Origin of the sequence: Pseudomonas sp. LS44 (assembly GCF_024730785.1) — a bacterium.
Lineage (GTDB): Bacteria > Pseudomonadota > Gammaproteobacteria > Pseudomonadales > Pseudomonadaceae > Aquipseudomonas.
On the sequence record NZ_CP102830.1, the window covers coordinates 2,890,497 to 2,903,849 of the forward strand.

At 62.8% G+C, this 13,353-nt stretch carries 10 protein-coding genes; 6 read left to right on the forward strand and 4 right to left on the reverse strand.

Features of this window, described 5'->3' with window-relative positions; genetic code table 11:
• The first annotated feature begins 13 nt into the window (after positions 1-13).
• The 4 genes from NVV93_RS12795 (at position 14) to NVV93_RS12810 (ending at position 5,381) form a co-directional block, all read left to right on the forward strand.
• Positions 14-1,813: a multicopper oxidase family protein gene (locus tag NVV93_RS12795; RefSeq protein ID WP_258251028.1), complete on the forward strand. Its 1,800-nt coding sequence runs from the start codon at positions 14-16 to the stop codon at positions 1,811-1,813.
• A gap of 38 nt (positions 1,814-1,851) precedes the next feature.
• Entirely contained in the window at positions 1,852-2,466 is a 615-nt protein-coding gene (locus NVV93_RS12800) for an SCO family protein (RefSeq protein ID WP_258251029.1), read from the forward strand.
• A gap of 518 nt (positions 2,467-2,984) precedes the next feature.
• Positions 2,985-4,715, forward strand: coding sequence for a multicopper oxidase domain-containing protein (locus NVV93_RS12805; protein ID WP_309137376.1), 1,731 nt, complete (start codon positions 2,985-2,987; stop codon positions 4,713-4,715).
• Between the two features lie 42 nt (positions 4,716-4,757).
• Positions 4,758-5,381, forward strand: a complete 624-nt coding sequence (locus NVV93_RS12810) for an SCO family protein (RefSeq protein ID WP_258251030.1) — start codon at positions 4,758-4,760, stop codon at positions 5,379-5,381.
• 384 nt (positions 5,382-5,765) lie between these two features.
• On the opposite strand, the gene NVV93_RS12815 is transcribed toward NVV93_RS12810, so the two are convergent.
• Together NVV93_RS12815 and aceK are read right to left on the reverse strand one after the other, a co-directional pair.
• Positions 5,766-5,900 (reverse strand): PA1414 family protein, encoded by a 135-nt coding sequence (locus NVV93_RS12815; protein ID WP_258251031.1) that lies wholly within the window; start codon positions 5,898-5,900, stop codon positions 5,766-5,768.
• A 267-nt stretch (positions 5,901-6,167) separates the two neighbouring features.
• Positions 6,168-7,901, reverse strand: a complete 1,734-nt coding sequence (gene aceK, locus NVV93_RS12820; RefSeq protein WP_258251032.1) for a bifunctional isocitrate dehydrogenase kinase/phosphatase — start codon at positions 7,899-7,901, stop codon at positions 6,168-6,170.
• Positions 7,902-8,102: 201 nt separating this feature from the next.
• Here aceK and NVV93_RS12825 point away from each other — a divergent pair, with 201 nt between their 5' ends.
• On the forward strand, positions 8,103-9,011 hold the full coding sequence (locus NVV93_RS12825; RefSeq protein ID WP_258251033.1) for a DMT family transporter: 909 nt from the start codon (positions 8,103-8,105) through the stop codon (positions 9,009-9,011).
• Positions 9,012-9,161: 150 nt separating this feature from the next.
• On the opposite strand, the gene NVV93_RS12830 is transcribed toward NVV93_RS12825, so the two are convergent.
• Together NVV93_RS12830 and cysK are read right to left on the reverse strand one after the other, a co-directional pair.
• Complete coding sequence (locus NVV93_RS12830; RefSeq protein WP_258251034.1) at positions 9,162-10,829, reverse strand: MFS transporter; 1,668 nt, start codon at positions 10,827-10,829, stop codon at positions 9,162-9,164.
• Positions 10,830-11,155: 326 nt separating this feature from the next.
• Positions 11,156-12,130, reverse strand: coding sequence for a cysteine synthase A (gene cysK / locus NVV93_RS12835; RefSeq protein ID WP_258251035.1), 975 nt, complete (start codon positions 12,128-12,130; stop codon positions 11,156-11,158).
• 339 nt (positions 12,131-12,469) lie between these two features.
• On the opposite strand from cysK, the gene NVV93_RS12840 reads away from it, so the two are divergent.
• Positions 12,470-13,315 carry a MoxR family ATPase gene (locus NVV93_RS12840; protein WP_258251036.1) on the forward strand — a complete coding sequence of 282 codons (846 nt, stop codon included), beginning with the start codon at positions 12,470-12,472 and terminating at the stop codon, positions 13,313-13,315.
• The last annotated feature ends 38 nt before the right edge of the window (positions 13,316-13,353 follow it).

Sequence of the window (13,353 nt, forward strand, 5' to 3'; positions counted from 1 at the left end):
AGGGAGTATCGCCATGAAAACTACAAAACTGAAACATGGGCAAGGTCAGCTGCCAAACCCACAAGACCCGGCCGCTATCGAGGGGCGACGCACATTCCTCAAGCTTGGCGCCGCCGCGCTACTGACGCCGGTCTTTCTGAACGGGCGTACTGCTGTCGCTGCGGTTACACCGGTGTACCCGCCCAGCCCGCCAACCACGCCCTGGCTGGTGACGCTACCTAATGCGATTACTCCACTCCAGGCAGTTCCTGCCCTGAACCCGAGCCCCACCGAGGCGGCAAATACCGCCGCTGGTGAAGCAGGACGCGCACCCCACCAACGTTTCAACGAGCTGATCGGAGTGCTCGGCGCGCCGCTGCTCTACGAGCTGAGGGCCAAGGAGCGTCTCGATTGGGTGTTTCACCCAGCCTATCCGCCGCAACCCATCTGGGGCTACGAAGGCACTACGCCGGGTGCCGTCAGCCCTGGCCCAACGATCTTCGCGCACTATGGCAAACCGATCATCGTCCGCTTCCGCAACCAGCTGCCGCAGGATCACGTCGGTTTCGGCACCCCGGAAATCTCCACCCACTTGCACAATGCCCACACGGGGTCGGAGAGCGACGGTTTCCCAGGGGACTACTACAGTGCGAACAAGGCCGGCCCGACCTTGGCCGCGCCTGGGGAATTCAAGGACCACTTCTACCCGAACATCTATGCCGGCTACGACCAGCTGCAAGACCACATCGGCGACCCGAACGAGGCCATGGGCACGCTGTTCTACCATGACCACACCTTGGACTTCACCGCTCCGAATGTAGTGCGCGGCTTGTTTGGAAGTTACCTGCTATTCGACGACGTCGACTCGGGTGACGAACTTGATCCGAGTCCGAGCGCGCTGAACCTGCCGAGCCATCCGTACGACTACCCGCTGGCCTTCGCCGATCGGCGTTTCGATGCGAACGACATGCTGTTCTACGACCAGATCAATCCCGAGGGCGTGTTGGGCGACAAGGTGCTGGTCAACGGGTACATCGAGCCAGTGCTCAAGGTCGCGCGGCGTAAATATCGCCTGCGTTTGCTGAACAGCGGGCCGAGCCGCTTTTATGCTCTCTCCCTGGTGACCTCGAGCGGTAAAGTCGAGAAGTTCACGCTCATCGCCAACGACGGTAACCTGCTACCGGCCCCGCTGCTCAATCAGACGCGGGTGATGCTCGGCATGGCCAACCGCTCCGACATCGTCGTGGACTTCTACAAGTACCCGATCGGTACGGTGCTCTATTTCGTCAACAAGATGCGCCAGCTAGATACCCGGGAAGGCAAGGACATCAAGGAGCCGGGCACCCGCGTACTCAAGTTCATCATCGATCGTGAACCACCGCAGCAGGACCTGAGCGAGGTGCCGAGTACCCTGCGGCCGCTGCCGCCCATCACTGCAGCGGAGATCGCCGGCGCACCGGTGCGCCGCTGGATATTCGACCGTTCGGGTGGCATGTGGACGATCAACGGCCAGCTGGTCAACGTGAAGCGTCCGCGAGCCTTGATTACCCAAGGCCGCGCCGAGATATGGGAGTTGGTGAACCCTGAAGATGGCTGGACTCACCCTATTCATATCCACTTCGAAGAAGGACAGATCATCGGCAAGATCCAGAAGGGCGTGAATAAGCCTCTGCTCGCGCACGAGCTAGGCCGCAAGGACGTTTACGTACTCGAAGAATTCACGACCCTGCGGGTGTTCCTGCGCTTCCGCGACTTCAAAGGCAAGTACGTCATGCACTGTCACAACCTGATCCACGAGGACCACGCGATGATGCTCAGATGGGACATCGTCTGAGTCACGCGACAACGTGTTTCGCAGGGTGGAGGGATTACATGAACACTCGCAGAAATCTATTGACCGGCATAGGCATCACCGCGCTCGGTGTGCTGACCTGGCAAAGCGGCACCGAGCCACAGCGTGCGCGCAGTGGCACAGCAGGCGGCCGCTACTTCCCGAACACGCCGCTCATCACCCACGAAGGCAAGGCAGTCAGATTCTATGACGACCTGATCCGCGGCAAAGTGGTCGCCATCAACATGATGTACGCCTCATGCACAGGGAACTGCCCGACCGCGACGGCGAACTTGCGGCTCGTCCAGACAATGCTTGGCGCCCGAGCAGGTCTCGACGTCTTCATGTACTCGATCACCTTGCAGCCGGAGTTGGATACACCGGCAATCCTCAAAGAGTTCGTTGAGCGGCACCGCATCGGGCCGGGCTGGCTGTTCCTGACCGGCGCGCCGGCCGATATTGAAGAGCTGCGCGTCAGTCTCGGCTTCTACGATGTCAATCCATTGATCGACGCCAACAAGGCCAACCACTCTGGCATGGTGCGCATCGGCAACGATGCCTACCAGCGCTGGACCATGGCGCCCGCGCTGGCGGAGCCAGAGCAAATCCTCGCCACCATCAATCATGTGGACAGAACCGTCGTGCATACGGCGTAGGGTGGCTTAGCCGTAGGCGTAACCCACCATCCGAACCGCACGCGGCGCTGCTTGGCGGCACCGTTGTGGGCGGTGTCTGTTGCTGACACCGCTGGTGGGTTACGCCGCGTTGCTCCTAACCCATCCACTTGATGACTCAAGGCGGCGCGGGATCGGTGCGAGATTAAATCCGACGAAAGCGCCGAGTTTCTGTCGCCCTGGACTTTACGCCCCTCAGACCCTGGACTTTAGTCTTACCGTCAATGACGTTTTGCGCGGCAACGAAGAACGCGCCGCGGACTGTCAGCGTCAAGCTAGCGCTGGGGAGAACAACCTCCATGGACCAAGCATTCATGAGAGGTGGGAGCGCCCAATTGGCAACCGGGGGGTAGGTATGCCCCATGAAAAGCAAGGTTTGGAAAGCTAGGTCGAAGCGTTTTAAGGATTCAGCCGAGGGCGAAGCCAGACGCTCATTTCTCAAATTGTCCGCCGCGGCCATGGCGGCGCCGCTGCTCCTCAGAGCACGTAACAGTGCTGCCGTGGAGTGGGTCACCACGCCCCAGCCGATCTTCCCCCCCAGCCCGGCCACCAGGCCCTGGCGGGAGGAACTGCCCAGGCAGATCGTGCCGATCGAAGGCGTCAGCACCCTGAGCCCGAGCCCCACGCTGGCGGCGAATATCGCCGGTGGCGAAGCCGGGCGAGACCCGCACCAGCGTTATGCCGAGCTCACCGCAAGGTTCGGCGCGCCGCAACTCTATGAATTGGAGGCCGTGGAGAATCGCGCCTGGGTGACCCATCCGGACCTGCCCTTGCAGACCGTCTGGGCTTATCGCAGAGCCACGCCAGACACGACCGTGCCAGCCACACCAGACACGACCGTGCCCGCCACCATCTTCGCGCGCTATGGCCGGCCGATCCTCTGCCGCATCCACAACAAACTGCCGGAGACCCACGTCGGCTTCGGCAGCCCGGAAATCTCCACCCACCTGCACAATCTGCATACGCCGTCGGAGAGCGACGGTTTCCCCGGCGACTTCTACAGCCCGACTCATGCCGGGCCGACCCTGACTGCGCCCGGGGGATTCAAGGACCACTTCTACCCCAACATCTATGCCGGCTACGACGAGCAGAAAACGCCCCTCGGCGATCCGAACGAGGCCCTGGGCACGCTGTTCTTCCATGACCACACCCTGGATTTCACCGCGCCGAACGTCTACCGCGGCCTGGTCGGCTTTTACCTGCTGTTCGACGAGCTCGACTCGGGCGACGAGCGCGATCCGAACCCGGGCGCACTGCACCTGCCGAGCCATCCCTACGACTACCCGCTGGCCTTTGGCGACCGGCGCTTCACCCCGCTGCCGGACGGCCAGCTGTTCTTCGACCAGCTGCATGCCGAGGGCGTACTGGGCGACAAGGTGGTGGTCAACGGCAAGGTCGAGCCGGTATTGCCTGTGGATCGCCGCAAGTACCGCCTGCGCCTGCTCAACAGCGGCACCAGCCGCATGTACGAATTCTATCTGGTCAACTCGAGCAACGTCGTGCAGCGCTTCGACTACATCGCCAACGACGGCAACCTGTTGCCAGAAACGCTGCGCGGCCAGACCAAGGTGCGGCTCGGCGTGGCCGAGCGCGGCGACATAGTGGTGGACTTTTCCAAGTACCAGATCGGCGCCGAGCTGTACCTGGTCAACCGGATCCGCCAGCTCAGCACCCGTGGCCCCAAGGACGTCAAGGCGCCGGGCACCCGCGTGCTCAAGTTCATCGTCGATCGCGAGCCGCCAGAGCCGGACATGAGCGAGGTGCCGGCCAAGCTGCGGGACTTGCCGGAGCTGCCCACCGACATCGCGGCATTGCCGGTGCGGCGCTGGGAGTTCGATCGCAAGAACGGCCTGTGGGTGGTCAACCAGCAGCTGGCCGACGTGAACAACCCGCGGGCCAAGATCAAGCAAGGCAGCGCCGAGGTCTGGGAGTTTGTGGATGACGGCGGCGGCTGGACTCACCCCATCCACAGCCACTTCGAGGAAGGCCGCATGCTCAGCAAGACCGTCGATGAGATCGAGGTGCCGGTGCCGCTGCACGAGCGCGGCCGCAAGGACGTTTTCGTGCTGGAGAAAACCATGAGCATGCGGGTGTTCTTTCGCTTCCGCGACTTCAAAGGCAAGTACGTCATGCACTGTCACAACGTGATCCACGAGGACCACGCGATGATGGTGCGCTGGGACATCGTCGGCGAGGGCGAGGAAGACGTGGGCGAGGACGTGGGCGACTGAACGCTGCGCGACAACGACGCTCATGAACCTGGAGGAATGCAGATGAACACTCGCAGAAATCTATTGGCCGGCATCGGCGCCCTCGGCGCCGCCGCACTCGGCTGGGCCGCCTGGCACGAGGCCGGCGAAGCACCGCAACGCCTTCGCAGCGCCGCCGCTGGCGGTCGCCTGCCGAACACGCCGCTCTATACCCACGAAGGCCGGGCGGTGCGCTTCTACGACGACCTGGTGCGCGACAAGGTGGTCGCCATCAACATGATGTACGCCTCGTGCAGCGGGATTTGCCCGACCGCGACGGCCAACCTGCGGCTGGTGCAGCAACTGTTGGGCGAACGCCTGGGGCGCGACGTCTTCATGTACTCGATCACCCTGCAGCCCGAGTTGGACACGCCGCAGAGCCTGAAGGAATACGTCGCGCTGCACCATATCGAGCCGGGCTGGTTGTTCTTGACCGGCGCGCCCGCCGACATCGAGGAGCTGCGCTACAGCCTCGGCTTCTACGACCCCGACCCGCTGGTCGACGGCAACAAGGCCAGCCACTCCGGCATGCTGCGCATCGGCAACGACGCCTATGAGCGCTGGACCATGGCGCCCGCACTGGCCACGCCCAAGCAGATCCTCGCCACCATCAATCATGTGGACAGAGCCGTCGTGCATATGGCTTAGCGCGTTGGCGCCTGGATTCAAACCGAGAGCCAACGAAGGGTGGGAAAATTGTCCGCAAAAAAAGGCCGAAGCGTCATACCCCTCCCCAGGCGTATTTGACGTTCCGGCCTTGCCCCGCCCAACACATTATTTTCTGACAGCGACCGACTGGAACTGTCGCAGCCACTGGCTACGTCGTCGGCTCTACTGAGGTAATCCGTCGCGATGGGGAAATCTTGAGAGGCGAGACAGGCCTGGCGACCAACGGTGCGCCAGGGTCGAACCACTAGCGAAAGTAGATACAAGCAAACGGCGCAGATAGGCAATCAGCACCGTGGGAGGCAGGCACTGCTAGTGCAGTGCCTGGATGGAAGCGAAATCGCTGGCGAGCTTTAGGCTCGCGCTTCAACGACGCTGACGTTGCTCAGCCAGACGACGTTGTTCTTCGCTTCGAACCGGTATCGGTTGTAGGCGCGGCGCATCGATCAGACCCAGCGCGACGCCAACTTGCCACAACCACGCGTTCAGCCGACTTTTCATAATGCCCCTCCTGGAATGGTGGTCGGGCGGCCCTTGCTTCTCGGACCGCCCTAAGCAGGAGCTTAGTCGCTCCTGATGGATTCAGACTAGGCCGGCGACGGAGTGCCGTACTTGACCTAGGTCAAGTACGGCCCAGTTCACCGCACTCACACCGGGCGCTCCGCTGAACGGTTCTGTCAGCCCGTAGGGCGGATACAACCCGCCGCTGTGCAGCATGCGGGTTGCACCCGCCCTACGGTTTGGCGCCCAGACCGAGAGCCGTCGGCCCTACGCGACCGTTCCCCGCTCGCTCTTGCGCCGGTAGGGGAACACATCGATCACTTTGCCTTCGCGGATGGCGTCCTGCAGGCCCTTCCAGTAGTCGGCGTCGTACAGGTCGCCATGCAGTTGGTTAAACAGCCGGCGCTGGGCCAGATCGACGAACAGGAACGGCGGGAATTCCTCGGGGAATACATCGTTTGGGGCGATCGAATACCACGGCTCGGAGGCCATTTCGTCCTCCGGATAGCGCGGCGGCGGGATGCGCCGGAAGTTCACTTCGGTGAGATAACTGATCTCGTCGTAGTCGTAGAACACCACCCGGCCGTGCCGGGTGACGCCGAAGTTCTTCAGCAGCATGTCGCCGGGGAAGATGTTCGCCGCGGCCAGCTGCTTGATCGCCAGACCGTAGTCCTCCAGCGCCTCATGCATCTGCGCCTCGTTGGCGTGCTCCAGGTAGATGTTCAGCGGGGTCATGCGCCGCTCGGTCCAGCAGTGGCGGATCAGCACGGTATCGCCGTTCTCGATTTCCACAGTAGAGCGCGCCACTTCCAGCAGCTCGGCCAGGCAATCGGGGTCGAACTTGGCCTTGGGGAAACGGAAGTCGGCGAACTCCTGGGTGTCGGCCATGCGCCCCACCCGGTCGACGCTCTTCACCAGACGGTACTTCTCGAACACGGTATTGCGATCGACGTTCTTGGCGTGCGCAAAGCGGTCCTTGATGATCTTGAACACGGTGTTGAAGCCCGGCAGGGTAAACACGCTCATGACCATCCCGCGCACACCCGGGGCCATGACGAAGCGGTCGTCGGTATTCGCCAGGTGGTTGATCAGCGCGCGGTAGAACTCCGACTTGCCGTGCTTGTAGAAGCCGATTGAGGTGTACAGCTCGGCGATGTGCTTGCCCGGCAGAATGCGTTTCAGGAAGCCGATGAACTCCGCCGGCACCGGCACGTCGACCATGAAATACGAGCGGGTGAAGGAGAAGATGATCGACACCTCCGCTTCATCGGTGATCAGCGCATCGATCTGGATGCCATGGCCTTCGCGGTGCAGCAGCGGAATCACCAGCGGCCACTGCTCGTCGCGGGTATAGATGCGCCCGACCAGATACGCGCCCTTGTTGCGGTACAGCACCGAGGAAAACAGCTCGATGCACAGCTCCGGGTCCTTGCACACCCAGTCCGGCAAACTGGCGCGCAGTTGCGCTTCCAGGCGCTGCAGGTCACGTGGCAGATCCTCGTATGGCGCACTGAAACCGTAGTCGCTGAAAATCTGCTCGAGCATGCCAGCAAGATCGGCCCGCGGCAGATAGCTGCGGGTTTGCGCCGCCCGCTCATGGCTGCGCAGCGACGGCCGGGTGGTATGGATGAACATGCAGCCGTCGCTGATCAGATCGTGGCTGAACAAGCTGCAGAAAATCGAGTTGTACCAGGTCTCGGCCAACTCATCGTCGAAGCGCAGGTCGATCAGATTGATATAGGCACTTTTCACCAGCGGCCAGAGCTGCACGTCGAGGAGGATCTCCTGGCCGACCGTAGCCTGCAGTCGCGCATTGGTAGCGCTGACTTTCTCTTCGTACAGGGCGATGCGCGCCGCTGCCGCCTGTTGGGTTTGCGCCCATTGCGCCTGCTCGAACCGCGACCGCGCGCCGTCGGTGATCTGACGGAAATACTCGCGGTAATCGTCAAAGCCATCGAGGATCAATCGAGCGATGTCGGCGGCCGGCCAGTGCTGGGGCATACGCAACCCTCTGTCTTTCTATCTGAACCGCGAGCTTAGTCATTGCTCTTGCGCAGGGAAAGCACACCAGCCTCCACGCGGCACGACTGTTGATAAAAACTGGGCCGATAACCACTGTGCCGCTAATTTGAAAGCCAGTTGTGGATTGCCTGATGCCACCAGCGGGGTAATCTTCCGGGCTCCAGTCCATGGACGCCCATCATGAAGCCTGCCGACCTGCTGCGCCTGATCAGTCTCGCCGCCATCTGGGGCGCCAGCTTTCTCTTCATGCGCCTCTTGGTGCCGCAGATCGGCGCCATGCCGACTGCTTTCCTGCGCGTGTTGCTGTCGGTCATCGGCCTGCTGGCCTTGCTCGCCGTGCTGCGCTGCACCTGGGACTTCAATGGCAAGCTGGGTAAGACGCTGATGATCGGCGTGATCAGCTCGGGCATTCCGACCGCCATGTACAGCCTCGCCGCGCTAGTGCTGCCGGCCGGCTATTCGGCGATTTTCAATGCCACCACGCCATTGATGGGCGTGCTGGTCGGCGCGCTGTTCTTCAGCGAGGCCTTCACGATGGCCAAGGCCATCGGCGTGTTAGTCGGTCTGGCCGGCGTGGCTCTGCTGACGCGCACCGGTCCGGTAGCGTTCGACCTCAACCTGCTGTGGGGCGCCGCCGCCTGCCTGACGGCGACCACCTGTTACGGTTTTTCCAGCTTCATGACCAAGCGCTGGATCAGCGAACGTGGCGGTCTGGACAGCCGCTTGGTTGCTTTCGGCAGCCAGCTGGGTGCCACGCTCTGCCTGCTGCCGGTCTTCCTCTTCACCAGCGCAGACATGCCCCTCGCGCCGCTGGCGCTGCCGCAGGTCTGGCTGGCGCTGGCCGGCCTGGGTTTCATCTGCACGGCATTCGCTTACATCCTGTATTTCCGTCTGATCGCCGACGTCGGCCCGCTGAAGACCCTGTCGGTGACCTTTCTGATCCCGCTATTTGGGGTGTTCTGGGGCGTGCTGCTGCTCGACGAAACGCTGTCCTGGGCGCACCTCTACGGCGGCCTGCTGATCGCTCTGGCGCTGTGGCTGGTACTCAAGCCCGCACGCCCGGCGCTGCAGGCTGAAACGTCGCCGTGAAGCTGGGGCTGCACTCCCCGGATTTCATCCGGGGAGTGCAGGGGTAGCCCGGATGAAATCCGGGGGCGGCGATGCCGAATTCCCGCCGCCTGACGACCATGCTGGCAGGCCCGACGTTTCGGCCCTCTCCCACCAGGGCAGCGCTGCCCCTCAGGCCGACGGTGCCTCGTAATCGCCGGACTCGTAACTCACCCCATGGCGTACCCGCGGCGGCGCATCGCCTTGGTGCAGGCAGGTGACGTTGTCGAGGATGGTCTTGTCGGCGATGGTCAGCCGATCGAGCATGCGCAGGTGCTGCAGCCAGTTGTCGACCACCAATATCTCCTGCCAAAGCTCCTGATTGCTGACGTCGCGGTACAGCGCCCAGCGCTCGGCACCGTTGCGCAGGCGCAAACGGCGCAGCGCCTGCACCGCCTTGACGAACTCGCGGGTACGCTCGGTCGGGATGCGGTACTCGATGGTCACCAGCACAGCACCGCGCTCCGGGTTGAACACGAAGGTCGGCTCGCCCGGGCGGGTCGCCGGCGCGTGGGCGATGTCGCTGGCGTCCAGCTCTGGCAGCCGGGAGTTGTAGAGCAGCACGGCGGAGGCCAGCATCAGGCAGCCGGCGGCCAGCAACGCGCCCTTCACGCCCATGGTCTCGGCCAGATGCCCCCAGAGGAACGAGCCGACCGCCAGCCCGCCGTACAGCGCGGTCTGATACAGCGCCAGGGCACGCGCCTTGACCCAGTCCGGAACGAGGATCTGCACCGCCGAGTTGTACGACGCCAGCGCGGCAATCCAGCAACTGCCGGAAATCAGCAGCGCGGCGAACAGTACCCACAGACTGTCGATGGTGCCGGTAACCATCATCATCAACGCCAGCAAAGCCCCGGCGAAGCTGATCAACCGGCTGGTGCCGACCTGCTGACGCAGCTTGTTGACCAGCGCGCTGCCGATGATCGCGCCGATGCCCAGCGCGCCGAGCATGTAGCCATACACCGAAGCATTGCCGTCCGGATTGCGGTGCGCCAGCAGTGGCAGTAGCGCCCAGATTGCGCTGGCCGAGAGGCCGAACGCCGCCGAACGCAGCATCACCAGGCGGGTGACGCTGGAGTACTGGGTGAAACGCAGCGCGGCGATCACTCCTTCGAAGAGGTGCTCCGGCGGCAGCTGGTGTTCCGGCACCGGCCGCCGCCACTGCCAGATCGCCCCGATCAGCGCCAGGTAGCAAAGCGTGTTGAACAAAAACACCCAGGCCGGGCCGATGGCGCTGAGCATCAGCCCGCCGAGCGCCGGGCCGACCGCACGGGCGACGTTGTAATTGACGCTGTTGAGCAGCACCGCGTTGCCGACCAGCGGCGCCGGCACCTGCTCACCCACCGCCGCCTGCCATGCGGGAATGGTGATCGAGCCGCCGATGGTGATCCACAGGATCGAAATAATCAGCAGCACCGGGTCGAGGTAGCCGAGGAAGGCGATGGTAGTGAGGAAGATTGCCCCGCTCATCTCGAACACCAGGCCGACCAGCATGATTTTGCGCCGGTCGTGGTTGTCCGCCAGCACTCCGGAGACGATCGACAACAACACCAGCGGCAAGGCCGAGGCGACCTGGATCATCGCCACCATCAGCGGGCTGGCGTGCGCCGCGGTGACCACCCAGGCGGCCGCCACCGACTGCGCCCAGGTGCCGAGGTTGGCGAACAGGTTGGCGATCCAGATGATGCGGAACGCGGCGATGGCGAACGGCGCCAGCACACCCTTGGCCGACGGCGGCGGCGCCTCGCTGCCACTGGGTTCGGGGGGTAGGTCGTTACGGGGGGAAACCGACTGCAGCATGGAAATGACCTTGGACAGCCAGGCCGATCCGGGCCTGTGACAGGTCTTGAGTGTAGTCAGCGCAGGTCGTAAGTCAGGGGCGGCATAGTCCGTAGGATGGATTAGCCGCACAGCGGCATAACCCACAAAAGCTGGTTTCAGCACTCTGGTAGGAGCGAATTCATTCGCGATCCGCGGCGCCGGCTATCGCGGATAAATCCGCTCCTACAAAAACATCTATGTCAGCCCCGTAGTCCGTAGAGTGGGTTAGCCGCACAGCGGCGTAACCCACCCTTGAAGCCCGGGCTCATAAAGCCTGACGCTCACGGGCGAGAAACCACGTCGACTTACTGCACCATCTCCTGCTCACTGAACAGGTCGGTGAAGAGCATGCTCGACAGGTAGCGCTCGCCCGAATCCGGGAGGACCACCACGATGGTCTTGCCCTGCATTTCCGGACGCTCGGCCAGACGCACCGCGACCGCCATCGCCGCACCGCAGGAAATTCCGCAGAGAATCCCCTCCTCCTGCATCAGCCGCAGCGCCATGTTCTTGGCTTCGTCATCGCTGACCTGCTCGACGCGGTCGACCATGCTCAAGTCGAGGTTCTTCGGCACGAAACCGGCGCCAATCCCCTGGATCTTGTGCGGACTCGGTTTGACTTCCTCACCGGCCATGGTCTGGCTGATCACCGGCGAGGCGATCGGCTCGACTGCCACCGTGAGAATCGGCTTGCCCTTGGTCTGCTTGATATAGCGCGACACGCCGGTGAGGGTGCCGCCAGTGCCAACGCCGGTGACCAGTACATCGACCGCGCCGTCGGTGTCGTTCCAGATTTCCGGGCCGGTGGTTTTCTCATGGATCGCCGGGTTGGCCGGATTTTCAAACTGCTGCGGCATGAAATATTGCGCGGGGTTCGAGTCGGCGAACTCCTTGGCCTTCTCCATCGCGCCCTTCATGCCCTTGGCCGGATCGGTCAGCTCCAGCTCTGCGCCCAGTGCCTTGAGCACCTTGCGGCGCTCCAGGCTCATCGACGCCGGCATGGTCAGCAACAGCTTGTAGCCACGCGCGGCAGCGACGAAAGCCAGGCCAATGCCGGTGTTGCCGGAAGTCGGCTCGACGATGGTCATTCCCGGCTTGAGAACGCCGCGCTCCTCGGCATCCCAGATCATGCTGGCGCCAATCCGGCACTTCACCGAATACCCCGGATTGCGGCCTTCGGTCTTGGCCAGGATCGTCACGCCCTTGGGGCCCAGCCGGTTGATGGCGACCAGCGGCGTATTGCCGATGGATTGGGCGTTGTCTGCGTAAATGCGGCTCATGGCGTCCTCCCTTGCTCGAAATAAAGAGAGTCAGCCTATGCCTAGGGCCAGTGGTCGTCTAGTCGAGCGCAGCAGTTCGCCAGCCGCGTCAAACTCAGCGGCAGCGTGCACCGCAAAGACGTCAACGCCTTCCAGGCGTTCCTGCGCAATGCCTTCATCCAGGCATTCAGTGCGCGCCTCGAGGGCGCGACGCCGGAAAGGGGTAAATAAGCCATTCAATGACTGAATACCGCCCCTGCGTTCACAGCCGCCCAGCTGGCGCGGTATAGTCGACCACTACCCAATTACTGAACCGCCCGGTTTGCCCCAGCGCGCGTTACCGTTCCGAGGATTTTCCCGATGAAGTTCGAAGGTACCCAGTCGTACGTCGCCACCGACGACCTCAAGCTTGCCGTCAACGCCTCCATCACCTTGCAGCGCCCGCTGCTGGTCAAGGGCGAGCCCGGCACCGGCAAGACCATGCTCGCCGAGCAATTGGCCGAGGCCTTTGGCGCACGCCTGATCACTTGGCATATCAAGTCGACCACCAAGGCGCATCAGGGTTTGTACGAGTACGACGCGGTTAGCCGTCTGCGCGATTCGCAGCTGGATTCCGACAAGGTCAACGACGTTCGCAACTACATCAAGAAAGGCAAGCTGTGGGAGGCGTTCGAGTCCGACGAGCGCGTGATCCTGCTGATCGACGAGATCGACAAGGCCGACATCGAGTTCCCCAACGACCTGTTGCAGGAACTCGACAAGATGGAGTTCTACGTTTACGAGACCGACGAGACGATCAAAGCCAAGCAACGGCCGATCATCATCATCACCTCGAACAACGAGAAAGAGCTGCCGGACGCCTTTCTGCGCCGCTGCTTCTTCCACTACATCGCCTTCCCGGATCGCGAGACGCTGAAGAAGATCGTCGATGTGCATTACCCGAAAATCAGCACCGACCTGGTCGCCGAAGCACTCGACGTGTTCTTCGATGTACGCAAGGTGCCGGGCCTGAAGAAAAAGCCTTCGACTTCCGAACTGGTCGATTGGCTGAAGCTGCTGATGGCCGACAACATCGGCGAAGCCGTGCTGCGCGAACGCGATCCGACCAAAGCCATCCCGCCGCTGGCCGGTGCGTTGGTGAAGAACGAGCAGGACGTGCAGTTGCTCGAGCGCCTAGCCTTCATGAGCCGCCGCGCCTCGCGCTGAACCTCGTCTGCACTCCCGTAGGGTGGATTAGCTGCGCA

What these genes read in the sequence shown, in the direction of transcription:
- NVV93_RS12840 (WP_258251036.1), top strand. Translation starts at nt 12,470, where the DNA reads ATGAAGTTCGAAGGTACCCAGTCGTACGTCGCCACCGACGACCTCAAG.
- NVV93_RS12825 (WP_258251033.1), top strand. Translation starts at nt 8,103, where the DNA reads ATGAAGCCTGCCGACCTGCTGCGCCTGATCAGTCTCGCCGCCATCTGG.
- cysK (WP_258251035.1), bottom strand. Translation starts at nt 12,130, where the DNA reads ATGAGCCGCATTTACGCAGACAACGCCCAATCCATCGGCAATACGCCG.
- NVV93_RS12810 (WP_258251030.1), top strand. Translation starts at nt 4,758, where the DNA reads ATGAACACTCGCAGAAATCTATTGGCCGGCATCGGCGCCCTCGGCGCC.
- aceK (WP_258251032.1), bottom strand. Translation starts at nt 7,901, where the DNA reads ATGCCCCAGCACTGGCCGGCCGCCGACATCGCTCGATTGATCCTCGAT.
- NVV93_RS12830 (WP_258251034.1), bottom strand. Translation starts at nt 10,829, where the DNA reads ATGCTGCAGTCGGTTTCCCCCCGTAACGACCTACCCCCCGAACCCAGT.
- NVV93_RS12800 (WP_258251029.1), top strand. Translation starts at nt 1,852, where the DNA reads ATGAACACTCGCAGAAATCTATTGACCGGCATAGGCATCACCGCGCTC.
- NVV93_RS12795 (WP_258251028.1), top strand. Translation starts at nt 14, where the DNA reads ATGAAAACTACAAAACTGAAACATGGGCAAGGTCAGCTGCCAAACCCA.
- NVV93_RS12815 (WP_258251031.1), bottom strand. Translation starts at nt 5,900, where the DNA reads ATGAAAAGTCGGCTGAACGCGTGGTTGTGGCAAGTTGGCGTCGCGCTG.